At 33.1% G+C, this 23,714-nt stretch carries 17 protein-coding genes; 9 read left to right on the top strand and 8 right to left on the bottom strand.

From position 1 onward, the window contains the following. Positions 1-2: 2 nt before the first annotated feature. Positions 3-1,289 (top strand): glutamate-1-semialdehyde 2,1-aminomutase, encoded by a 1,287-nt coding sequence (hemL, locus tag DUZ96_RS01255; protein WP_114299631.1) that lies wholly within the window; start codon positions 3-5, stop codon positions 1,287-1,289. 48 nt (positions 1,290-1,337) lie between these two features. Here hemL and DUZ96_RS01250 read toward each other — a convergent pair whose 3' ends face one another. Both DUZ96_RS01250 and DUZ96_RS01245 read right to left on the bottom strand, forming a co-directional pair. Continuing rightward, positions 1,338-1,667, bottom strand: coding sequence for a hypothetical protein (locus DUZ96_RS01250; protein ID WP_147267043.1), 330 nt, complete (start codon positions 1,665-1,667; stop codon positions 1,338-1,340). 98 nt (positions 1,668-1,765) lie between these two features. After that, positions 1,766-2,203 (bottom strand): hypothetical protein, encoded by a 438-nt coding sequence (locus DUZ96_RS01245; protein WP_114299627.1) that lies wholly within the window; start codon positions 2,201-2,203, stop codon positions 1,766-1,768. 149 nt (positions 2,204-2,352) lie between these two features. Between DUZ96_RS01245 and DUZ96_RS01240 the strand changes: the two genes are divergently transcribed. Together DUZ96_RS01240 and DUZ96_RS01235 are read left to right on the top strand one after the other, a co-directional pair. Beyond that, positions 2,353-3,222: an alpha/beta hydrolase gene (locus tag DUZ96_RS01240; protein ID WP_114299625.1), complete on the top strand. Its 870-nt coding sequence runs from the start codon at positions 2,353-2,355 to the stop codon at positions 3,220-3,222. Next, positions 3,191-4,003: an alpha/beta hydrolase gene (locus DUZ96_RS01235; RefSeq protein WP_114299623.1), complete on the top strand. Its 813-nt coding sequence runs from the start codon at positions 3,191-3,193 to the stop codon at positions 4,001-4,003. The genes DUZ96_RS01240 and DUZ96_RS01235 overlap by 32 nt, the downstream gene beginning before the upstream one ends. A 49-nt stretch (positions 4,004-4,052) precedes the next feature. Here the strand turns inward: DUZ96_RS01235 and DUZ96_RS01230 are convergent, their stop codons facing one another. From DUZ96_RS01230 to lysS, 3 genes are all read right to left on the bottom strand, one after another. Beyond that, the gene (locus tag DUZ96_RS01230; RefSeq protein ID WP_114299621.1) at positions 4,053-6,500 is read right to left on the bottom strand and encodes a zinc-dependent metalloprotease; all 2,448 of its coding nucleotides are present in this window, start codon (positions 6,498-6,500) and stop codon (positions 4,053-4,055) included. 138 nt (positions 6,501-6,638) lie between these two features. After that, positions 6,639-7,619, bottom strand: a complete 981-nt coding sequence (locus DUZ96_RS01225; protein WP_258774285.1) for a hypothetical protein — start codon at positions 7,617-7,619, stop codon at positions 6,639-6,641. A 150-nt stretch (positions 7,620-7,769) separates the two neighbouring features. Next, positions 7,770-9,461: a lysine--tRNA ligase gene (gene lysS / locus DUZ96_RS01220; RefSeq protein ID WP_114299617.1), complete on the bottom strand. Its 1,692-nt coding sequence runs from the start codon at positions 9,459-9,461 to the stop codon at positions 7,770-7,772. Between the two features lie 538 nt (positions 9,462-9,999). On the opposite strand from lysS, the gene DUZ96_RS01215 reads away from it, so the two are divergent. Both DUZ96_RS01215 and lipB read left to right on the top strand, forming a co-directional pair. Then, positions 10,000-10,158, top strand: coding sequence for a YqaE/Pmp3 family membrane protein (locus DUZ96_RS01215; protein ID WP_114299615.1), 159 nt, complete (start codon positions 10,000-10,002; stop codon positions 10,156-10,158). A gap of 59 nt (positions 10,159-10,217) precedes the next feature. Beyond that, positions 10,218-10,916: a lipoyl(octanoyl) transferase LipB gene (gene lipB, locus DUZ96_RS01210; RefSeq protein WP_114299613.1), complete on the top strand. Its 699-nt coding sequence runs from the start codon at positions 10,218-10,220 to the stop codon at positions 10,914-10,916. Positions 10,917-11,398: 482 nt separating this feature from the next. On the opposite strand, the gene DUZ96_RS01205 is transcribed toward lipB, so the two are convergent. The 3 genes from DUZ96_RS01205 to DUZ96_RS01195 form a co-directional block, all read right to left on the bottom strand. After that, positions 11,399-12,448 carry a nucleoid-associated protein gene (locus DUZ96_RS01205; RefSeq protein ID WP_114299611.1) on the bottom strand — a complete coding sequence of 350 codons (1,050 nt, stop codon included), beginning with the start codon at positions 12,446-12,448 and terminating at the stop codon, positions 11,399-11,401. A 242-nt stretch (positions 12,449-12,690) separates the two neighbouring features. After that, on the bottom strand, positions 12,691-15,051 hold the full coding sequence (locus DUZ96_RS01200) for a hypothetical protein (RefSeq protein WP_114299609.1): 2,361 nt from the start codon (positions 15,049-15,051) through the stop codon (positions 12,691-12,693). A 38-nt stretch (positions 15,052-15,089) separates the two neighbouring features. Beyond that, a complete protein-coding gene (locus DUZ96_RS01195; protein WP_114299607.1) occupies positions 15,090-15,692 on the bottom strand; it encodes a ribonuclease HII in 603 nt (200 codons plus the stop codon). Positions 15,693-15,906: 214 nt separating this feature from the next. On the opposite strand from DUZ96_RS01195, the gene DUZ96_RS01190 reads away from it, so the two are divergent. The 4 genes from DUZ96_RS01190 (at position 15,907) to DUZ96_RS01175 (ending at position 23,568) form a co-directional block, all read left to right on the top strand. Beyond that, positions 15,907-19,170, top strand: a complete 3,264-nt coding sequence (locus tag DUZ96_RS01190; protein WP_114299605.1) for a SusC/RagA family TonB-linked outer membrane protein — start codon at positions 15,907-15,909, stop codon at positions 19,168-19,170. Between the two features lie 16 nt (positions 19,171-19,186). Next, positions 19,187-20,677, top strand: coding sequence for a RagB/SusD family nutrient uptake outer membrane protein (locus DUZ96_RS01185; RefSeq protein WP_114299603.1), 1,491 nt, complete (start codon positions 19,187-19,189; stop codon positions 20,675-20,677). Between the two features lie 25 nt (positions 20,678-20,702). Then, positions 20,703-21,437: a hypothetical protein gene (locus tag DUZ96_RS01180; protein ID WP_114299601.1), complete on the top strand. Its 735-nt coding sequence runs from the start codon at positions 20,703-20,705 to the stop codon at positions 21,435-21,437. Positions 21,438-21,651: 214 nt separating this feature from the next. After that, entirely contained in the window at positions 21,652-23,568 is a 1,917-nt protein-coding gene (locus tag DUZ96_RS01175) for a putative porin (RefSeq protein WP_258774284.1), read from the top strand. Positions 23,569-23,714: the final 146 nt, after the last annotated feature.

Genomic DNA, 23,714 nt, shown 5'->3' with positions numbered 1-23,714 from the left:
ATATGTTATATCAAAGAAGTAGTGCACTTTTTAAGGAAGCAAAGACCGTAATTCCTGGTGGAGTAAATTCTCCTGTAAGGGCATTTAATGCAGTCGGTGGGACACCAATTTTTGCAAAAGAAGCCAAAGGTGCTTATGTGTATAGTGAAGATGGTAACCGGTTTATAGATTATATTAATTCTTGGGGCCCAATGTTACTGGGTCATGCATTTCCACCAGTTGTAGATGCAGTGATCGAGAAATCAAAGCAAGGCACTTCATTTGGAATGCCAACTGAATTAGAAACCAAGATTGCAAAGTTAGCTGTCTCTATGGTACCTAATATTGACAAAATTAGATTTGTGAATTCAGGTACAGAGGCTTGTATGAGTGCAATAAGGTTGGCAAGAGGTTATACAAAAAGAGATAAGATTATAAAATTTTCTGGTTGTTACCATGGCCATAGTGATTCATTTTTAATTGCGGCTGGAAGTGGTGCTACGACATTTGGTACACCGAATAGCCCAGGTGTTACACAAGGTACGGCAAAGGATACTTTATTAGCAAGGTATAATGATCTATCAAGTGTTGAGGAACTGGTTGTTGCCAATACAGATGAAATAGCAGCTATTATAATTGAGCCAGTAGCAGGTAATATGGGTTGTATTCCCCCTAAAGAGGGATTTTTAGAAGGATTAAGAGATATGTGCAACACGAATGGGATCCTTCTCATATTTGATGAGGTAATGACAGGCTTTAGATTAGCAAAAGGAGGAGTACAGGAGCTTAAAGGTGTTGATGCTGATATTGTTTGTTTTGGTAAAGTAGTCGGTGGAGGTTTGCCAGTGGGTGCATTTGCATCACGCAATGAAATTATGGATGTGCTTGCTCCAAATGGACCAGTATATCAGGCAGGTACTTTAAGCGGTAATCCATTAGCAATGGCTGCTGGTTATGCAATGCTTAAGGCCATTGAGACCGATAAAGGTTTAATGAATCGATTAGAAGAGAAAACAAAATATTTACATACTGGTATTGCTGAGGCATTACGCAAAAATAATGTTACTCATACTGTAAACAGAATTGGTAGTATGATTTCAGTCCATTTTGCTGAAGATGAAGTTGTGGATTTTGAAACAGCTGCTAAGGGTAATAACGACACCTTCAAGGCGTTTTTTCATGGCATGTTAGAAAGAGGTATTTATATTGCACCAAGTGCCTTTGAAACTTGGTTTATTACCGATGCATTAACTTACCAAGATTTAAATGAAACTATCTCTGCTGTTGAAGAGATTGCAAAAACGCTATAAAAAAAGCCTTGCAATTTACAAGGCTTTATATTTAGTTTTTAACCGAAATTATTCCTTCGGAAATTCTTTGTAACGTAAATATTGTTCTTCAGATAAAATTGCTTGCATTTTATCTTCTAGTAATGCATTTATTTTTTCTCTCACACCTTCTTCCACATTTGTTACATTTTTAAGATCTAAAGTAGCTTGCATATATTCTTTGTATGCAGTATATACTTGGTCTTCTTGTTCATTATCAAATTTTATAAACTTTCTTAATTTTTCAGTTATTTCTGATGCTTTTTCATTTACCGTAATAATACTGGTTTGAGCCATTAATGATTGTGAACCGAAAAACATAGCTAGAGCAAAAAAACAAAGGGTGATTAACTTTTTCATATTGATTAATTAATTTGAGCCTAAAATAACAATTTTATTTAATTAAATAAAAAAGTATCGCCTAAGCGATACTTTTTACAGTAAAAAAGAATTGTACTTTATTTTCTTTTTATGCGCTTATCCCGTCTTTGGTGTCTCCTTGGTTTCATTTTTTCAAACTTTGCATATTGCTCCTCGGTTAAAATATCCTTCATTTTTTGTTTCATTTCAATTTTACTATCTAACCTTGCATTTTGCATCTTCAAAAATTCTTCTTTCGAAGGTTTGTCTTTTTCTTTTTTGTTTTGATGTGCCTTTCTTTTATTTTGTCTTTCAACTGCTTGCTCAAGGAGAATCGATTCCACTTTTTTTTGTTGTATATCTGTTAAATCTAGTTTTAACCTCAATTTTTTAGTTTTAAGATTTGCAACTTCTTCAGGAGTCAAATCTTTCATAATTTCTTTCTTGTGGTCATTTCCCTTTCTCTCTTGTCGTCGCTCTTGTGCATTTACACTCAATGTTGAGAATGCTATCGCAATTACTACTAAGCTTTTCATTTTTAATTGTTTTAAGTTATATAATTATGACTATATGAAAATCAATAGGTTTAACCTCAAATTTTGTTTTAACAAATATTTATAAGTGCTTGATTTGAAAAAGGATCTGTTTTCATTTTTTACTATCTTGTAGAAAGTTATCTGCCATTATGCTTTATTGGATTTCAACTTTATTTTTAATCATAGGAATTTATATTGCAATAAGTCTTGCACTTTATTATGTGCAAGATTATATGCTGTTTAAACCTGAAAAACTACCTAAAGATTTTCAGTTTGATTATGAAAATCAGCAAACTAAAGAATACAATCTAGAAACCCGCGATGGAGCCATTATAAATGGACTAAGGTTTTTTCCAAAAGATGAGAGTAAAGGTGTAGTGTTATATTTAAAAGGCAACTCTAAAAGTATTAAAGGTTGGGGCAAATTTGCAGTAGATTTTACCAGACATGGTTATAATGTTTTAATGGTAGATTATAGAGGGTTTGGAAAAAGTACTGGCAAGCGATCACAAAAAGCTCTTAAAAGAGATTTACAAAAGGTCTATGATAAGATTAAGGAGAGGACTTCAGAAGATAGAATAATACTTTACGGACGGTCATTAGGTTCTGGTTTTGCTACAAAATTGGCTTCATTGAATAACCCAAAAATGCTTATATTAGATGCGCCATATTATAGCCTCACCAAGGTCGCTGCTAGGTATGTACCGTTTATGCCACTTTCAATTTTATTAAAATACCCATTACCAACTTACAAATGGTTAAAATATGTGCAGTGTCCAATACATATTATTCATGGAACACATGACAAACTGATACCATATAAGTCTAGTGTTAAATTGGCACAAATAAATCCGAAACTCACCAAAATACATACTGTTATTGGTGGTGGCCACAAGAATTTAAATAATTTTGAATCGTATCATAAAATGTTGGATGAAATAATAAATAGCCAACCAAAAACTATAGATTTAGAATCAACCAGTATTAATGTCATTCACTCAACAAAAAAGAAAGCTTAAGAGAATATTTGTTGTTCTTTTAGGAGCATATATTATGGTAGGAGTAGCGCTTTATTACTTTCAGGAAAAATTAATGTTTTTACCCACTACATTAAATGAGAACTATGTATACGAGCTTAATTATCCTCATGAGGAATTGTTTTTAAAACCCAGCGATGATGCTTTAATAAATGCTATTCATTATAAGGCTGAGAATCCTAAAGGTGTTATATTATATTTTCACGGTAATGCAGGTGATTTAAGTCGATGGAGTAAAATTACCGAGTACTTCGTTGAAATGAACTATGATGTTTTGGTAATGGATTATCGTACTTATGGCAAAAGCCAAGGAAAACTGAGTGAAGATACCTTGCATAGTGATGCGCAATTCTGTTACGATTATCTTTTAAAGCAATATTCTGAGGACAATATTACGCTGTACGGCAGGTCGTTAGGTACTGGTATGGCCTCTAAATTGGCGATTAAGAATAAGCCAAAACAGTTAATTTTAGAAACACCCTATTATAGCATTCTAGATGTGGCAAAACATCGATTCCCGCTATTTCCTATAAAGTCATTGCTACGTTACCATTTCCCCAATTATGAATACGTACAAAAAGTAAAATGTCCTATAGCCATTATACATGGAACATCTGATAAAGTGGTTCCTTATGAATCCGGTAAAAAACTGTCTAAATTAAATATTGACAACCTTGACTTTATCTCAATTGAAGGTGGAGGCCATAATGATCTTGTTCAATTTGAAGATTATCATTTAGCAATTCAAAACTTATTAAAATAAAAAAAAAGCTCCAATTTAATTGAAACCTTTTTTAAAATTTGTTACCAAATTATTTAGGATCTAATATATCATTTACACGTTCAATGGCGTCTGTAATATGAATTCTACTCATAGAGTCCGCACCGCGTGCATTTCTAAGTTGCGAACGTAGAGATTTTAATTCAGCTCTTACAACTGCTCTTATATCAGATTGACTCACATCTACATTTGTAGCTCTTATAAAGCGTCTAAATTGAGCAGGAACAGGTGGTTGTTCATTTGTCATAATAAACTCCATACGCTCTATATAGGCGCGTTGTAAATTTCGTCTATAGATATCTATTTTTCGGCCAGTGCGTAATTCACTGAATAAACCACGTCGTAAGTCTTTCATCATGTCATATAGACCATAGGCTTGACTTCCGTTAATTGATTCATTTTCTAATAGACGCTGCATTCTGCCAAAATCCATCATATTGTTAAGTGTGCGAGTTTGGATGCCTCTAACACGTTCTATATGACCAGCGCTTTCTATTTTATTAAATATGTTATTGTCAAGCATCCATTCAGGAGTTGTAAATAATTCATCTTGTAAAAATTGCATTGCTTTTTTCTGATGATCCGTTGATACATGTGTATAAACTGCACCTTCTTGGTCATAAGTCTTATAGTATTCGTAAACACCTCCAATATTAGAAGAAACGTGTCCCATATAGCGGTTAAATTGACTAAGAACTTGAGCATACATGGTTTCTAAGTCATCATAATTTTTACCATCTTCTGCTGTCCATTCAATTAAGTTTGGAACAATTCTCTGAAGGTTTTTAATTCCGTAGGCACTTGCCAAAACAGCGTCGTCACCTAAATCTTCTGTTTGAGAACTAGGGTCTATTACACCAAATTGCTGTCTTCCAAACCTATACTTTGGATCTCCAGCATGTTCAAGTATCCAACTATCTAAAGTTTTCTTTTCATCGTCTGCTGTCTCTGCATCTAAAATAGGCTTGTAACCCCACATAATAGCATATTTGTCATAAGGACCAATATTTGGCATTAAGGCTACACCTTCATCACCTGGTTGTGCAACATAATTAAAGCGTGCATAATCCATAATGGATGGTGCTGTCCCAAATTGTTTAGTAAATTCTGGATCACGTAGTTTTTCTACTGGATATGCAACACTACTACCCATGTTATGTGGTAATCCAAGGGTGTGTCCAACCTCATGAGCAGAAACGAAACGGATTAAACGGCCCATTACTTCATCCTTAAATGCTACACCTCTAGCATCTGGATTTATAGCTGCGGTTTGTACAAAGAACCAATTACGTAATAATGTCATTACGTTGTGGTACCAGTTAATATCACTTTCTAAAATTTCTCCAGATCTTGGGTCACTTACGTGAGGTCCATTAGCATTTGGGATTGGCGATGCCAAATATCTTACTACAGAATATCTAACATCTTCTGGAGACCACTCTGGGTCTTCTTCTGGCGTTGGAGGATCCATAGCTATAATTGCATTCTTAAATCCTGCAGCTTCGAAAGCAACTTGCCAGTCTTCAATTCCTTGCTTAATGTATTTGCGCCATTGCTCCGGTGTTGCTCTATCAATGTAATAGATAATTGGTTTTTTTGGTTCAACCAATTCACCACGTTTAAACTTCTCTACATCTTCATCTTTAACTTCTAATCTCCAACGATCTAAATAGCTTATGGTTTTACTTTCTTGAGCATCTAAACCATAATCTACTTGTCCTCTCGCGAACCATCCAACGCGCTGATCGAACATGCGACGCTTCATAGGTTCTTTTGGAAGTAAGATCATAGAGTTATTTAATTCTAATGAGATACTTCCTGTACTAGAATTTGAAGGCGGACGACCTGCGGCATATGTCTTTACATGTCTTGCTTCAATGTTCAAAGGATAACTTTTAACAGATTCAATAAAAGATTTATCAGACTCTAATCTTGTGATTCTGTATTGTTGTCTTCTTGACTGAGGATAACCCAATGCTTTAACATCTTTGCTAAATAAAGGTGTTACATCGATTACTGTACTTGTAGAATCTTTGCTATAAGCCTGAATTGGAAATGTAGCTAAAACAGGCTCAAAATTTGAGTTTACCACTGCTTCATGAACTGGTAACGAATCTGCGGCAACCACCTGATGAGAAACCACTCTTAACACTACCTTTTTACCATTTCTTTGCCAACGCAATACCTGAGTATTTTGTTTTCCACCACCGAAACCAATACCACTAGCAGTCTTTGCTATACGTGTAACCATAAGCATTTCTCTATTAAATAGAGTGTCTGGTATTTCGTAATAATACTTGTCATCCACAGTATGAACGGTAAATAACCCTTCATCACTTTTAGCGTCTTTAGTAATTACTTTGTTATAAGGTTTTGGATCGTTTTTACCAGGTTTTTTTCCTGGAGGTTTTGCTGTAGCTGTGGCATCTGGAGTTTTCGATTTACTTGCTTTTTCTGCTGTTTTACACGAAAAAGCCATAAAAGCTAGTACTACAAATAGTAGCTTAATGTTTATTTGCTTCACGTTAGTCGGTTTTTTAAAAATTCGTCTGAAAATACGGATTACAAGAGCAATGTCTGTGTTAAAAACCTGACTTTAGTATTTATTTAACGCCAACTAAAGGCTGTCTAAAAATTCTTGGATTAATGAAATACCTTCTTCATGCAATAAAGTTGTCCCAATAAATGGCATGCTGAAACCTGGATTGTTTTCAGAAATTCTAAATGATATACTTTGTTTTCTTTCCACAATATTTGTTTCGCTAAACGGTGTTGAGAAGTCTAAATTTAAGGTGGATTGATCATCACAAAACCCACCAGGAATATGACAGTGTGCACAATTTACTTCAAAGTAAGCTCTAGATCTTTCTTCCATTGAATAGGACAAGTCTTGCCAATTTGGTACACTGTCAATTGAACTTACTTCTGTTATTCCTGTAAGTTGGCCTGTATTTATTAAATTCTGTAGCTGATTAACACCATTTCTGTCAAAATTCAAAGATCTCAGTTTAGGTCCTATTGGCGTTGTATCGTCATAACTGCTATGACAGGAAAAACAATCCTGATTTGATGGAATTTCATATTGGGTAGATCTTTCGTTACCTTCAATATCAATCCATGTAATTGGTAATATACTTCCGCTAGGATCTAATACAGCTTCAGTCTGATCTGCATTCCACTTATAATCTCCATATTCCCAGATTCCATTGGATTTTATGAGCACTCTTGTTTCTATGATTTGTCTCCCCATTGATAAATCACGTTCATCTAAATTGTAATAAAAAGTTTTTGCTATGACCGTGTTATCTGGAAATATTGGAAGTCCGTCACCATTGTACTGTAACGATGTATTATCAGGTAATGCAATTAATCGTTCTTTGTGAGCATAATCTGAAAAAAGAGGTGTACCTATTTCATATTCGAATGCCTTAGGCGAAATGATGAGATCACTAATGTCACCTGAATAAAGATTTAATTCAGAAAGATTTGTCTTAAATTCCGCAACTACAGCAGGTGTTTCAACTATAGTCATACCATCATCACTTACGCAAGAAAAGACGAAAATTAAAACTAATAGGAGGGACGTAAGTTGCTTCATTTTTGGGCCTGATGAAGGTTAATAGCAGAGCGAATTTAACAAAAATGAATAAAAAAGCAAGTTTATTTGGTTGAATGGGAATCTAATCGTATCAAAAAAGGAACCATAATTATATAGTTCCTTATTAAATGTGTTTGAAAATGTTAGAAATTAGACTATTTCTACAAATAACCCTTCTTCTGTCTTTTCAACTTTGGTTAAGCCTAATTTACTTAGACCTTTTATTCCTTTGTCCCAACCTTTATTGCTCAATCCAGATTGTGATTTTAATTCGGTTAAAGTCATTCGTTTTTCAGACTTTAGGATATCAAATATTATTTTTTCATTATCGCTTAATTCCACCTTTTTCTTTTCAGGTTTCATTTGAGGGAAAAACAATACTTCTTGAATACTTTGATTATTAGTTAAGAACATTACTAGTCTATCCATGCCAATACCCATTCCTGATGTTGGTGGCATACCATATTCTAGGGCTCTTAAAAAATCATAATCTATAAATTCAGTGGCTTCATCATCACCTTTTTGAGCGAGCTTTAATTGATGCTCAAATCTTTCTCTTTGATCAATAGGATCATTTAACTCCGAATATGCATTTGCTATTTCTTTACCACAAACCATAAGTTCAAATCGTTCGGTCAACTCTGGGTTTTCTCTATGCTCCTTGCATAATGGACTCATTTCTTTCGGATAATCAGTAATGAAGGTTGGTTGAATATAATTGCCTTCACATTTCTCTCCGAATATTTCATCTATTAGTTTTCCTTTACCCATGGTATCATCTACTTCAACAGCCATAAATTTTGCAGCCTCTCTGATTTCGTCTTCGGACTTTCCGTAAATATCAAAACCTGTAAACTCTAGGATAGAATCACGCATTGTAATTCTTTTGTAAGGTGCTTTAAAACTAATTTGATGTTCTCCAAACGTTGCGTCTGTAGTACCGTTAACAGCAATTGCACAATATTCTAACAGTTTTTCGCAGAAGTCCATCATCCAATTATAATCTTTGTAAGCCACATAAATTTCCATTGCTGTGAACTCAGGATTATGGGTTCTATCCATACCCTCATTTCTAAAGTTTTTAGAAAACTCATAAACGCCTTCAAATCCGCCAACAATAAGTCGTTTTAAGTACAATTCATTAGCAATTCTCATGTATAAAGGAATATCTAATGAGTTATGATGAGTTATAAATGGACGTGCCGCTGCACCACCAGGAATTGGCTGTAATATTGGAGTTTCAACTTCAAAATAACCTGCATCATTAAAGAAGTTACGCATAGCATTGAAAAGCTTGGTGCGTTTTACAAATACTTCTTTAACATGAGGATTAACGGCTAAATCTGCATAGCGCTGACGATAACGCAACTCAGGATCATTAAACTCATCATAGGTATTTCCCTCTGAGTCTTGTTTTGGTAACGGCAATGGTTTTAAGGCTTTACTCAAAAGACTGAATTCTTTAACCATAACCGTTTTTTCGCCTACTTGTGTTGTAAATAATTCACCTTCTATACCAATGAAATCACCAATATCTAAAAGCTTTTTATATACATCGTTATATTGTGTCTTGTCTTCACCAGGACAAATTTCGTCTCTATTAAAATATACTTGAATACGACCTTCACTGTCCTGCAATTCAGCGAATGATGCTTTACCTTGAATTCTGCGAGACATCAATCTACCAGCAACAATAACTTTTCTACCTTCTTCATAATTAGATTTAATCTGTTTAGAAGTGTGGTTTACTGGAAATAGGTCGGCTGGGTATGGATTTACACCTAAAGCCCTAAGTTTGCTTAACTTTTCTCGTCTTACTAATTCTTGTTCTGAAAGTTGCATTCTGTTAATTTTTAAAAGCGCAAAATTAAACTATTTCAAAAGTAGTATGAAATCTTTTAGAATAAATTGCATTCCGTGAAATAATAAAAGTTTTAAAAATACTTGAAATATCAATTTTGTAAAGGTTTGTAGTGACAATTATCATTATTTATTTAGAGCTATTGTTGTTATTTAGTGCTGCGTTTTATCCAGATTATTAGAAGATTGAAAACAACATAAATTTAATAGAACTAAACAAAAAAAGAATAATAAGAACAAATAGCGCATAAAGTGAAACTACATAAAAATAGGATAGTTTGAAATAGATAAATATCCAAAGTGTAACAACTTATAACACTTTGCGTCATATGGATACAGATTAATAAAAATCTGTATAGAAAAAACAATATTTAGTTGGTTTGTCCTATTGAGTTTACCAAATTAAAAATGTTTTTTTCATATTGCTTTTTAAAATGTTAGATGTTAGATCGGCAAACTCAATGAGACAATTTTTAACTTTTGTTTTGAAGTTTTAATCATCAATTCATCAAACGAGAATATGAGTATTTGGCGTGTTTTACTTTCCATTATTTGTCCACCTTTAGCAGTTTTTGATAAAGGATGTGGATCAATATTTATAGTATTTTTATTATGGTTTTGCGGTTGGGTTCCAGGTGTTATTGCGGCCTTAGTTATTTTAAATAATCCCGATAGATAATTGCTTATCTTTGCACTCTTAAATTCATTTTAAGACGTGATTTTTTTTGTTATTTGATAATGAATAAGGATATAAAACTAGAGGATTTAGGTTTAAAAGATTTTAAGGATACTTGGGATTATCAAGAAACTCTTTTTAAGGCAATTTTAGATACCAAAATAAAGAATAGAAGAGAAGATGCTGGATTCGCAACCGACAATCATTTTCTCTTTGTTGAGCATCCTCATGTTTATACCTTGGGTAAGAGTGGCGATTTGTCTAATTTACTCTTGTCTGAACCTCAATTAACAGAAAAAGGTGCGACCTTTTATAAGATTAATAGAGGTGGCGATATAACATATCATGGCCCTGGTCAAATCGTTGGATATCCGATTTTAGACTTAGATAATTTCTTTACAGATATTCATAAATACCTTAGGCTTTTAGAAGAGATTATAATTCTTACGTTGGCAGAATACGGTATAACGACGGAACGAAGTCCTGGTGAAACAGGTGTTTGGTTGGATGTTGGAACACCATTTGCGCGTAAAATTTGTGCTATGGGAGTTAGAGCTAGCCGATGGGTAACTATGCATGGTTTTGCTCTTAATGTAAATGCGGATTTGGGTTATTTTGATAATATAATTCCATGCGGTATAAGAGGTAAAGCTGTTACTTCTTTAAATAATGAATTAAAGTTAAAATATGTTGATGAAGAAGAGGTAAAGGCAAAGATTTTGAAACATTTTGGTAACCTCTTCGAAGCAAATTTCATTTAGTGTATGTAAAAATTAATTTGCTACACTATTGAATGTCTATAAAATCTTGAAGCTATACTTCAAAAGCTTTAGTTGGAACTGCATGAAAACCTGTGGTTTTAGCTGTTTTCTTTAGTTCTTCTACACTGATAAGTTTAGAAACATATACTGTAACTTTTTAGGGAATATATCCATGTTAACCTTTACGGATTTAATTCCATCTAAACCAAGAATTCTATTTTATATGCAATCTAAATCTTTTTTTCTACAGCATCGGTTCCAAAATCTCTACCATTTGGTCCAAGTATTATATTATCAGATATTAAGCTCATAATTATTGATTTAATAGTTAATAATCTAATTTTAGAATAAGTAACATTGAGGGACAAATTTGTCTTACCAACCTATTTATCTCCAATATACAATTCAAATGAAATATATAAATTGATATTTGGTAGTCTTAAGAGAAATTTAAGATAGAATTTGGTGTATTGTTTAGTTAATTAAGCTTCATCATTAAAAAACACTTTATAAAAGTGCATTTTTTTCTCCGCATCATAGCCTCTCTCTAAATATTCAGCAGAGGCATCAGGTGCATCAACATCTAGTTTTATTTGAATATTGGTGTCTAATTTAATTTCGGTCTTAATCTTTTGTTTTTGTTTTTTTAGTACCCGTTCTGAAACATCAAATCGGTTTCTTATCAACACCTTATTATCGGCCTCATAGGTTTTTTTGTAATCTTCAAATAGCTGTATTTGATTTTCTTCATCAAACACCTCTTCCTTAAATGTTTCAATATTTACAATTTCATTTTCTTTAAAGAATTCAAAGGTTTTGGCCAAAAAGTTACTTTTCTCTTGTCCACCAAAATTTGGTTGAATAACCTCCTTTGAAAATTCTCTACACATTTCAATACAATTCTTGGTGTGCTGGTTACTATCATCAGGGTATTTAATATTTAAAAAGCTTTTAATCCAGTATTGAGTATCGTAAGTATTGTTGTCAACACTTAAAACAATTTTACCTTCCATATCAGAGGTATTCAATATTAAAGAACCTTTATCAATTTTTTTTGATTGGATTCCGTTTTGAACTAGGATATCATAATTGCCAGATTCTAAATAGGTCTGAAAAAAAGGAACTTTATTTTCAACTTTGAATATACCGACGGCATCAGTTAAATAATCTTCGTATTGGATGTTTTCAAAATGACATACTAGTACGTCACCAGTTTTAATTTGTGCAGAATTACTTTGTTCATAGAGATGAGATATGATGTGTTTCGATACTTCAACAAATTCAGTTTCGCCATTGAAAATTTGGTTTGAATAGGTGTTGATTTCATTTAAATCAACATCACTATGGTGATGAAACCTGAAACTTTCAGAGGTACTAACAAAGGATTTTAATAGGTAAGGTAACATTAGTTCATATGTTTCTTCATCAAAGTCTACGCACTGATCAGAAAACGCGTTTCTTGTGTCATTGAATTTATTACCAACCTTATGGATAACACAGGCTTTTAAGGAAGCTTTTTGTCTTTTTATCATTAGAGATGTTTACATTATTAATTTGAGGTGCAATACTACAAAAGGTGTAGAACATAAAAGTGAAAACGCCAAAATAAATTTGGCGTTTTCGGACTCGAGGACTTTAGATTTGGTTACCTCTATATTTAAATGAAACTCAGGCTCTTATTAATGATTATTCTTTGATAAGAACTGTGTGGACATTTATATTATAAAATTAGTAATTACCTTTTAGTTTTAAAAATAAAGGTAGCTAGTAGGGATCAATAAAGTTTATAAGTTAGTATTGTTTTGCTGTCGCTTAAAGTAACTAATTCTAAATTTCTATCGCTATCTAAATTGGTTAAAATTGCTTCTGAAGTTCCATATATAGGAAAATTTGGAATAGGTTTTCCTTGGCTATCAAATAAATAGATTTTTTTGGTTTGTAAATCTGTGGTAGTTACATAAATTTTATTGTTAAGATAGAATATTTGTGGATTGGTATAATCGCCAAAATCTAAATCTACGGTATTAGCTCTAATTTGTAATTTGTTTTCATCTAAATTAACCAGCGTTTTGCTCGTAGCATCAATTACATGGTTTTTGGATAGATTTATTTGTTTAGTTGATTTTTCACCTTTTGCGTTGACTTGTATTAACTGGCCTAATGTGTTAGTTGTTGTGAACTTATTTTGATGCAAATAAATCTGATTTTTTGAAAATCTAATTTTGTCATTCACTATAACACGATCAGAACCTCTTCTATTGAGTATTTTAAGTCTTTCACCTGCACCAAAAACAATGAAGTCCTTATTACCAATTCTAAAGTGTTTTGGTTGAGTGATTATTGTACCACTATTGCTTTTGTATTTAAAACCATTTACAATCTTAGCTCTAGTATTATACATTAACAGATTTTTGTCTTGGGCGACTAATAACCTGTAATCTTTTTTCTTGTCGTAATCAAATACAGATAATGGTTTTGTAATGGGGTCATTAAACTTTAACGGGAAGGGTCCAACATCCTTACCATTTCTATCTATAACATACACTCTTTTTGAAGTTGCAAAAGCAAGCTGAAGACGTCCATTTTTATAAATATCTATTTGCTCAATTTCACCTAAAATTTTGTCTTGTAATTTTTTCTTCCATAATATGTTTCCAGCACTTGATATAAGATAAAGGTTGTTCTTTGTATCTTGTATTACAATATCCTTGGTTCTATTTAGATGGTTAGTTACAACCTGAGGACCTAGAATAATATCATCCTCAATGCTAGTATTAAAATTTTCTGCAATGGTTTTAGCACTTCTTTTCTTCTTGAATTTTTCAATAATTCCATTTATATGGGCATAATCGTCTTCATAGATATATTGTACCGCATTGGCATCATATCCAGCTAAATTTGAATTAAAAATATCAGATAAATTCTCAGAGTTTTTATAAATAAAAATGGAAGATTCGTCACTTAAGTTTTCTTGTATGTATTGAAAAGCTTCAGAATTCGCGAGTGTTTTATTGCTTAAATAATCAGTTATTATTTTTTTTAAATATTCAACTTTGCTAGAAAATATTACAAAATCATCTTTTGTAAAGAAATAAGATGACTTGTCAAATGTAATAACAGGCTGAAACTGATATTTAAAAAAGTCTGGTTTACCAAAACTATAGATATCTATTTCTCTAAATGATTCTTTAAAGCTTTTATCATCAATTGACTCTATTAATAAATCTGTATCCAATGAATGTAGAATTAAAGCATTGTCAATAAGGGCGATTTCACCACTGTAAGTTAAAAAAGACTTTAAATTATCAGTACCTACAATGGTTGTATCCTTAAAGTTTTTTCTAAGTTTTGAGTAATCATCAAATAAAAGGCTCTTTAATTCTTTTGTGTCGCTGGGAGCTATTAGTGATGTATTTATTTTTTGTGGTAAAGTATACTTAATTTTAGAAAGTATATCGTTTAAAGTATCAGTATTTGTTACGATACCATTAAAGGATATGTTACCAGAATTTTGATTGATATCAATAATGGCATACTCATCATTCAAAAATTCTGAGAACAACAAATCTGAGTATTTAATATTATCACTTTTAAAAATCACAGATGCCAGTGCAGAATTATCTATTGTTTCAATTAAATCATAAAATTCCGATGATATATCTTTTGTGTTTAATCTAGAGCCATAATCTGCATTATTCGATCCAATAAACACTCCGTTAATATGGTTATAATAAAAGTCCGTTGAATCAATAATTATTTTAGTTACTTCGGAGTTTTTGATTCCTTCCCGAAGATTACTTGATAAACTATCAGACGCAAATAAATCAATTTCACCTTTAGAAAGGATTAGGAATTCCGTCTTGTTAATTGATTTTTCTTTAAAAGCTATGTATATAGGAGATGTAAAATTAAATTTACTTATTAAGGATTCTATATTTTTTATGTCCTCATTATATAAGGAATAAAGAATTGGGTTAGACTCCAAACTAATACTAAAGTCATTTAAAGCATTAACCTTAATAATAAGATCTGAAGTTTCTGGGATAAAATGAAATGGTTTTAGGTTTTTATCATAATCTTTTTGGCAAGACACTAGAAGAATGCAAACCAAAACATAATAACAATAATATTTCATTTATACTGTAGGATTAAATTAATATCAAATATAATAAGTTATAAATCCAATTGATATTGTTCTGGTAATAATCTGAATGATTTTCGATGGTATTTTGTAGGGCCGTATTTTTTAATAGCTTCTCTATGCTCCTTGGTTGGGTATCCTTTGTTTTTTTTCCAATTATACATGGGAAATTCTTCGTGTATTTGTTTCATGTACAAATCCCTGTAAGTTTTGGCAAGAATAGATGCGGCCGCTATACTTAAATATTTACTATCGCCTTTAATTATGGTTTTGTAGGGTATACTTTTATAAGGTTTAAACCTATTGCCGTCTACTATTATGTAATTAGGCTCAATATTTAGATTTGAAATTGATTGGTGCATAGCCTTAATTGAGGCATTGAGGATATTAATTTCATCAATTTCAGTTTCATAGATGTGTTCAATAGAGAAGTGAGAAGCTTCAGATTCAATAATAGATTTTAATTGATTTCTATTTTTTTCTGAAATCTGTTTAGAGTCATTTAATGAGGAGTTGTTAAATGATAAAGGAAGGATAACAGCAGCTGCAGTTACGGGACCTGCCAAACAACCTCTACCGGCTTCATCTGTACCACATTCTAAGCCATAATTTGAATATTGAATTTTTAAAGGCAAAATGTTAAAGTTTGAACAAAATTAAAATTTTAACGCAACCCTTTTACAGTTTGTGTATCTAATTGTTGAGTTTATTCGTGAAAAACGCGCTGAAACTTTTAAAATATAAGATTAAAAGATTCTTAATTGAGTTAACATTTTTTTGACAAAAACACTTGTTTATTTAATATTAAATTAAGATGTTTGCAATTAGACTAACTCAAATAATTGTTTTATGAAATTAAAGTTAACATGGTTATTAACGCTATTTATGGCGTTCGTGATGCAATTTTCTTTTGCACAAGAGAAAACTGTCACAGGTACAGTTACTACAGCTTCGGATGGTTTACCCCTTCCTGGTGCTACAGTAGTTGTAAAGGGTACGGCGAGAGGTACTCAAACAGATTTTGATGGCAAATATGCTATTCAAGCTCAATCAGGAGATGTATTAGTCATCTCTTATGTTGCTATGGATGCTACTGAAGTTACAGTGGGTGCAAGTAACGTATATGACGTAGCTCTAACTGAGAATGCGTTAGAAGAAGTTGTAGTCGTAGGTTATGGTACTACAACAAAAAAAGCCTTTGCAGGTACAGTTACACAGGTTGATTCCGAAAATATCGAGAATAAAAACTTCGCTAACGTAACACAATCCTTAGCTGGTGAGGCATCAGGTGTACAGGTAATTAATACAACTGGTCAGCCAGGTACTGTTTCTACTGTACGTATTCGTGGTTTCGGTTCTATTAGTGGTAACCGTTCTCCACTTTATGTAGTAGACGGTATTCCTATTACCGCAACAGAAACATTAAATGCTATTAATCCTACTGATATTAAAAGTACGGTAATATTAAAAGATGCGACGGCAACCGCTATTTACGGTTCGAGAGGATCTAATGGTGTAGTATTAATTACTACGAAGAGTGGTTCTTCTGCTGAAAGTTATATCGAAGTAGACGTTAAGTCCGGTGTTAACTCTCAGATAATCCCACGTTATAATACAATAACTAATCAAGAAGAAAATCTTGAGTTAATCTGGGAAGGTCTTAGAAATGGTCGCAGAATCAATTTTGGTGAGGATCTTGCCACTGCAAATGCATGGGCAACTGAAAACTTAATTGGTGATACTGGTATTACTGGTGTTCTTCCTTTACGTTATAATATGTGGAATGCGCCTGGTAACCAACTAATCGATCCAAATACTGGAAAGTTTACAGGGGTTTCAAGAAAATTTACACCTGAAAATTTTGAAGATTTAATTATTCGTGACGGAATGCGTTACGAGGCAAATGTAAGATTCGGTGGAGGTGACGAAAAGTCTAGATACTTTATATCTGGTGGTTTTTTAGATGATAACGGTATAGCACGGAATTCTTCTTACAAGAGATATTCAGCGCGTGTTAATGTGTCGTCTCAGATTAAAGATTGGTTAAAAGTAGGTACAAACATATCATACTTATATGCAGAACAAAGAAATAGCGCCAACTTAGGTGGGTCTTCTGCAATTTTTGAATTTATTGATAAAGTTCCGAGAATATTTGGTGTTTTTGCTAGAGATAACAACGGTAATAAAATACCAGACCCTGTGTTAGGAGGATTTATTCCAGATTATGGTGCAATTTCATTCGGTGGAGCAGTTCCGGGAAGACCTTCATCTGATGGTGTAAGTCCATATGGTAATATGCTTTTTGACTTTAATGGTTATGACAGAAACGAGCTTGTTGGTAGTGTAAATCTTGATGTTAATATTACTAAAGATTTAACCTTCGAAACGTCTTACAGTTATCAGTATAGAGGTAACATTTTTAAGCAAATGTCTAACCAGTTCTATGGATTTGGTTCTTCAGCTGGTGGTGAGTTATTCCAAAGTAACCAAACAAACGAAACAAGTAACTTCTTACAATTATTCCGTTACAGAAAAGATTTTGGAAAGCATTCTATAGAGGCACTTGCTGCGCACGAGAGTAATGAACTAAGTTTTAAGGTTCAAACAGGTTCGAAGTCTGGAGCGGAGGTTCCTTTTGCACTTGAGTTAACACAGTATATTGTTAATCAAGATCCAGCAGAAGGTTTCCAGGAAGGAAGGACTTTAGAGTCTTACTTCGGTCAAGTTAATTATGATTTCGACGATAAATACTACTTAACAGGATCTATCCGTCGTGATGGTTCTTCAGTTTTCGCAGAGAATAAATGGGATACATTTTGGTCTGTTGGTGGTGCCTGGATTATGACAAATGAGTCATGGTTAGAGGATAGTGATTTTTTAAGGTACTTAAAAGTTAAGGGTTCTTTCGGTTTAGCAGGTGATGAGCAAGGTGTAGTTGCTGCTACTGGTCAGTACTATAACGGGGTTAATTTATTTGATGTTACAAACTTAGATGGTGGTTTCGCTGTATCTTTAGTAGGTAATATTGCAAATCCTGATATTACTTGGGAAAGAAAGAGACAATTGCAAGCAGGTGCTGAATTTACGCTAGGAGATATCGTAGATGGTAGTATCGACTGGTATAGAAATGATACAGAGAATTTATTCTTTAACAAACCTGTAAATCCATCGTCTGGTTCTAGTGGTTTACTTGTAAATGACGGTGAGTTAAGAAACACAGGTATTGAATTCGATTTAAATTTCCACGTAATAAATAAGGACAACGTTACTTTAGATGTTGCTGTTAATGGCGCGGCATTTGACAACGAATTATTGGCTTTACCAGCTCAAACAGCTGATGAGTTTATTAATAGAGGGAATACTGCCCTTCAAGTTGGTCGTTCAATATTTGATTTTTACATGAGAGAATATGCAGGTGTTGATCCTGCTGATGGTTTCCCAATGTGGTATGAGTATTACGACGATTTAAACAACAACGATATTTTTGACGCCGGTGAAGAAATTGAAACTGGATCTTTAGAAGTTCATAAATTCAGAAACCCTGATTCTAATAATTTCAAGAAAAGGGTGACTAAAGATTATGCTGTTGCAACCGAAAAATGGGCCGATAAGTCTGCGATTCCTGACCTTCAGGGTGCATTCAGATTACAAGGTAATATTCATAACTTTACTTACGGTATACAGTTTACATACCAGTTTGGTGGCTATGCTTATGACAACAACTACAGAGAATTTTTTGAGCGTGGTTTTGCAACGGCAAGTGGTACATTGCATGCTGATATTAGAGATAGATGGCAACAGCCAGGTGACATAACTAATGTGCCTTTATTAGGTAATGGATCTGTTCCGAATGATGTTGGACAGAGTGATAGATTTATCATTAGTTCTGATTACATCTCATTAAACAGTATTAATATTGGTTATAATTTACCAAGTAAGTTTTTGGATAAAACTGGTATTGATAATGTTAATATATTCTTCTCGGGCGATAACTTATTTATTTCTACTGCAAGAGAAGGATATAACCCAACAGTTAGAGAATTTGGTAATACAAGTAGAAACTTGTATGCACCTTTATCTTCTTTTACTCTTGGAGCAAGAATAAAATTTTAACTTAAAAAAAAGCGATATGAAAAAAAGTGTTTTAAAATTAATTGGTTTAGGTTGTTTAGTGATAGGCCTTCATAGTTGTGAGGAGGACTTCTTAGATCAGCAGCCTACACAATTTATTTCAGAGACAGAATTGGGTGAGGTTGTAAACTTAAACCCAGGCTTAGTACAAGGTTCAGTTGATGGTATTTATACTACAATGTTTACTAGTGGTACTGGTGGTACAGGTGGTCATGATGATTTTGGTCAAAAAGCTTATGATATATTCTCGGATATGTTATGTAGTGATATGGCATTATCTGGTAGTGTATATGGATGGTATAGAGCGTCAATAACTGAGATGCAGGCTACTCAAGATTTTACTTATACGGATAACTTCCAGACATGGTCATACTATTATGGACAGATACTTAATGCAAATTTAGCCATGTCTAACTTAGGTGGTGCGGATGCAGATCCAACAAATCCTGAGGCTAGAGCATTATTAGGTCAAGCATTAGCTTCAAGAGCGCATTCATTTTTTATGTTAGCACAATTGTATGCTGATGATTATGTAGCTGATCAACCAATTATACCTTTATATGATAGGTTAACAGCTGAGACTTTACCTAAGTCCACTCAGGCTGAAGTATATGGGTTGATAGAAAGTGATTTGAACAGAGCAATAGTGTTATTAGAAGATTACACTCAAGGTTCTAAGGCTCAAATTGATAAGTACATTGCGCATGGTATACTAGCGTATGCAATTGCGGCGCAGAGATCACGTTGGGACGAAGTTGCAGCTGCGGCAAATTTTGCCAAATCAAATTCAGTTTTAATGCCAAATACAGCTGATACATTTGGTATAAGAGGCGGTTTTAATGAAGTAGGTAATCCATCTTGGATGTGGGGAGTTGATATCAATGAAAATTCTGGTGTCGGTCTTCTTTCATGGTGGGGTCAGGTAGACTTCTTTTCTTACAGTTATGCAGCTGTAGGTGATACTAAAGTTATGGACGAAGGTTTATATAACAGTATGAGAGCAGATGATATCAGAAGAGATCAATTCTTTGCTACTCCTGGTGCAAACTACTTACAACCATTATTTAAGCAATATGATGCAGATCGTGTACCATTTGGTACTTCTACTCAAGTAAAAGCTGATTATGTATACATGCGTCATGCTGAGATGGTTTTGTTAGAAGCAGAAGCTTTAGCGAAATCTGGTCAGGATGGAGCCGCAAGAAATGTTTTACACTCTTTAGTTGATAATAGAGTTGATGATCCTTCGTATATAGATGCATTAAGTGGTCAAGCTTTAATTGACGAGATTTATATGCAGACTAGATGGGAATTATGGGGTGAAGGTAAATCGTATTTTGCTATGAAGAGAAATCAGGCGACAATTACAAGAGGTAGTAACCACTTGTCATTTGTTGGAGAATCGATTTCTCATAATGATAACAGATTAACTTTCGAGATTCCTCAAAGAGAGATTCAGGATAATCCGTTTATCAACGATCAAAACTAAATTAAATTAAAAGACTTATCTCAAAATGAAGAAAATTTTAAAATTATTAATAGTTGGATGTCTTGTGCTGACTTACAGTTGTGAGGAGGAAAAAGACACACTAACTCCAAATTACATTGCTTTTGGTACTGATGCAATAACTGAGACGGTTGATGTAGGAGCTGGAAGTAAGACAATCGAGGTTGCAATTTACACTGGAAATAAGACAGAATCAGACAGAACTTTTAATTTAACTTCTGTTAATTCAACTGCTCCAGCTAATGCATTCAGTGCACCTAGCTCTGTTGTTATTGAAGCAGGTTCGAATTCAGCAATGATAGCAGTTTCTGCATTAGAGGCTGGTTTAACATTTGAATTTACAGATATCGTTGTTGAATTTGCTGAAACTACTGAAATCGACACTGTTCCATCAACAAGTTCAGTTGTAATAAGTGTTGCATTAGTATGTCCTCCAGCTGATGCTGCAAACTTAACAGTAGAAATAGATACGGATAATTGGCCAGATGAAACTGTTTGGAATATTCTTGATGCAGGTGGTAATGTTGTTGCTGCGGGTGGACCATACAACAATCCTGCAGATGATTTCACAACAATAGTTGTGCCGGTAGGAACTCTAGCGTCAGGAACTTATACATGGCAGTTAGGCGATCTTTACGGAGATGGTGGTAGTGCTATTAGAGTATTAAACGGATGTAATCAAGTTATAGCTAGTGGTGCTGTTGGAGGATCTCTAGCCTCTGGTACATTTACGATTGATTAAAATTTAGAATACAAATTTTATACTCAAAAGACCGTTATTCCAAATAACGGTCTTTTTTTTATGAATTTATTTAATATTTGTTCCACATAAGTTGGTTAATTATTTAATTACATTTGCATCAACCTCTACATAAATAACCTTAGAGAATTAGTTTAATTTAATGTTGGCCAAAAATATTTTTACCATCTTTTTAGTTTTGTTTGTGGTTAATACAATGTGTTCACAAACGAAATTGAGTACTGGGAATGTTAATAGGCCGGATAATCCATTCGGAGAAGATACATCAGCAGTTAAAAGGGCAAAGGGATTCAAGAATGTAGCTTCTATTGATATGTATCTTCGATTTAATACTGAAGTTGATACATCTATTGTAGATACAACTTTGGTAATCGATAAGCAATACAAGTTTAATTATTTGCAAAGTGACAATTTTGGTTTAATGCCATTTGCAAATATTGGCCAGACCTATAATACATTAACATATAATCCAAAGGGCAAAAATCTAATACCCTTATTTGGTGCTAGGGCTAGACATTTTAATTATTACCATTCAAATGATATAAAGTATTATGAAGTACCAACACCTTGGACAAGATTAACCTATAAAACGGCATTTCAGCAAGGTCAAATGTTAGATGCTTTTTTTTCTGTGAATTTATCAAAGCAATTTAATTTTTCTATTGCTTATAAAGGCTTAAGATCCTTAGGTAATTATCAGAATGCTTTAACCAGTTCTGGTAATTTCAGATTTACTACTAATTATAAATCAAAAAATAATCGATATAACGCCAGAGGTCATATCGTAATGCAAGATTTACTCAATCAAGAGAATGGTGGGTTGCAAGATGTGGATATTGAGAATTTTGAAAACGGTAATGAGGAGTTTTTAGATAGGTCTGTCTTTGATCCTAATTTTGAGAACGCTGAAAATATTCTTGTTGGTAAACGATTTTTCTTAGATCACTCTTATGAAATTATTAAGAAAACCGACTCATTAGATAGCAATAACTTATACATTAACAATACTATTTCCTTTGAAGATAAGTATTACGATTACACACAAAACTCATCTGTAACTGATTATTTTGGTGATTCGTTTACTAATGAAATAAAGGATAAAGTGACATTAGAGAATTTTCAATCGAAAATTGGATTTCTTTATCAAAACGATTTATTGGGAAACTTTTCGTTTAATTTAAACTATACCAATTTAAATTATGGATATAACAGTGTTGTTTTAATTTCAGATGAATTAATACCTAATAGAATTAAGACAAGTTTTATTGGAGTTGATGCTGGTTATTCAAAAGAAATTGGCGCTCTAAAATTACGAGGTACCGCTGGCTTGAATTTGTCTGACGAATTTAGTGGTAATTATATCGATGCTAACCTAACTCTAAAAATTAATGAAGATATAAGCTTCGGTGGAGGAATAAATATTTCGTCTAGACTTCCAAATTATAATTATTTGCTTTATCAATCCGATTACATCAATTATAATTGGTATAATCTCGATTCTTTTAACAATATTAATTCACAACAACTTTCGGTATATCTAAGCTCAGATAAGTACTTAAATGCTAAATTAGATATAACGAATATTGATAATTACACCTATTTCAATTTGGATGGTATAGTTAATGGCATCAAAGTTATACGACCAGCTCAGTATGATAAATCACTTCAGTATCTGAGATTGAAATTGGAAAAAGAACTTAAATTCGGAAATTTTGCTTTGGACAATACGGTAATGTACCAGAATGTTGTTAGTGATGACAACGTTTTAAACGTACCTGCATTATTAACCAGAAATACGTTTTATTATTCTAATCAAATTTTTAAAAATGCAATGACATTACAAACGGGGGTTACATTTAATTACTTTACTAAGTACAATATGAATGGATACGACCCTTTACTCGCAGAGTTTTACACTCAAAATGATTCTGAGTATGGCGGATTTCCCCGTTTAGATTTTTTTATTAACGCAAAAGTTAGACAGACGCGTATATTCTTAATGGCTGAACATTTTAATTCGGCCTTTACTGGATATAATTTTTACTCAGCTCCAAATCATCCTTACAGAGATTTCACTGTAAGGTTTGGATTGGTTTGGGACTTTTTTCTGTAATTATATATGAGCAATAATTATCTAACACCTTGACGAATAGGTATTTGTTTTGAGCTGGTTTTTTTAAAAAAAAAGGTTGTCAAAGTACTTGTTATATAGTAGAAGGGGTTTATATTTGCGCCCCTTTTGCGTTGCATCTGGTGTTG

The sequence above is a fragment of the Winogradskyella sp. KYW1333 genome, from assembly GCF_003335675.1.
GTDB lineage: Bacteria > Bacteroidota > Bacteroidia > Flavobacteriales > Flavobacteriaceae > Winogradskyella.
The sequence above is the reverse complement of the archived record's forward strand: the minus strand, read 5'-3'. Positions and strand labels throughout refer to the sequence as shown.

Coding starts and splice junctions, on each gene's coding strand:
- hemL (WP_114299631.1), top strand. CDS start 3: ATGTTATATCAAAGAAGTAGTGCACTTTTTAAGGAAGCAAAGACCGTA.
- DUZ96_RS01250 (WP_147267043.1), bottom strand. CDS start 1,667: ATGAAAAAGTTAATCACCCTTTGTTTTTTTGCTCTAGCTATGTTTTTC.
- DUZ96_RS01245 (WP_114299627.1), bottom strand. CDS start 2,203: ATGAAAAGCTTAGTAGTAATTGCGATAGCATTCTCAACATTGAGTGTA.
- DUZ96_RS01240 (WP_114299625.1), top strand. CDS start 2,353: ATGCTTTATTGGATTTCAACTTTATTTTTAATCATAGGAATTTATATT.
- DUZ96_RS01235 (WP_114299623.1), top strand. CDS start 3,191: ATGTCATTCACTCAACAAAAAAGAAAGCTTAAGAGAATATTTGTTGTT.
- DUZ96_RS01230 (WP_114299621.1), bottom strand. CDS start 6,500: ATGGCTTTTTCGTGTAAAACAGCAGAAAAAGCAAGTAAATCGAAAACT.
- DUZ96_RS01225 (WP_258774285.1), bottom strand. CDS start 7,619: ATGAAGCAACTTACGTCCCTCCTATTAGTTTTAATTTTCGTCTTTTCT.
- lysS (WP_114299617.1), bottom strand. CDS start 9,461: ATGCAACTTTCAGAACAAGAATTAGTAAGACGAGAAAAGTTAAGCAAA.
- DUZ96_RS01215 (WP_114299615.1), top strand. CDS start 10,000: ATGAGTATTTGGCGTGTTTTACTTTCCATTATTTGTCCACCTTTAGCA.
- lipB (WP_114299613.1), top strand. CDS start 10,218: ATGAATAAGGATATAAAACTAGAGGATTTAGGTTTAAAAGATTTTAAG.
- DUZ96_RS01205 (WP_114299611.1), bottom strand. CDS start 12,448: ATGATAAAAAGACAAAAAGCTTCCTTAAAAGCCTGTGTTATCCATAAG.
- DUZ96_RS01200 (WP_114299609.1), bottom strand. CDS start 15,051: ATGAAATATTATTGTTATTATGTTTTGGTTTGCATTCTTCTAGTGTCT.
- DUZ96_RS01190 (WP_114299605.1), top strand. CDS start 15,907: ATGAAATTAAAGTTAACATGGTTATTAACGCTATTTATGGCGTTCGTG.
- DUZ96_RS01185 (WP_114299603.1), top strand. CDS start 19,187: ATGAAAAAAAGTGTTTTAAAATTAATTGGTTTAGGTTGTTTAGTGATA.
- DUZ96_RS01180 (WP_114299601.1), top strand. CDS start 20,703: ATGAAGAAAATTTTAAAATTATTAATAGTTGGATGTCTTGTGCTGACT.
- DUZ96_RS01175 (WP_258774284.1), top strand. CDS start 21,652: ATGTGTTCACAAACGAAATTGAGTACTGGGAATGTTAATAGGCCGGAT.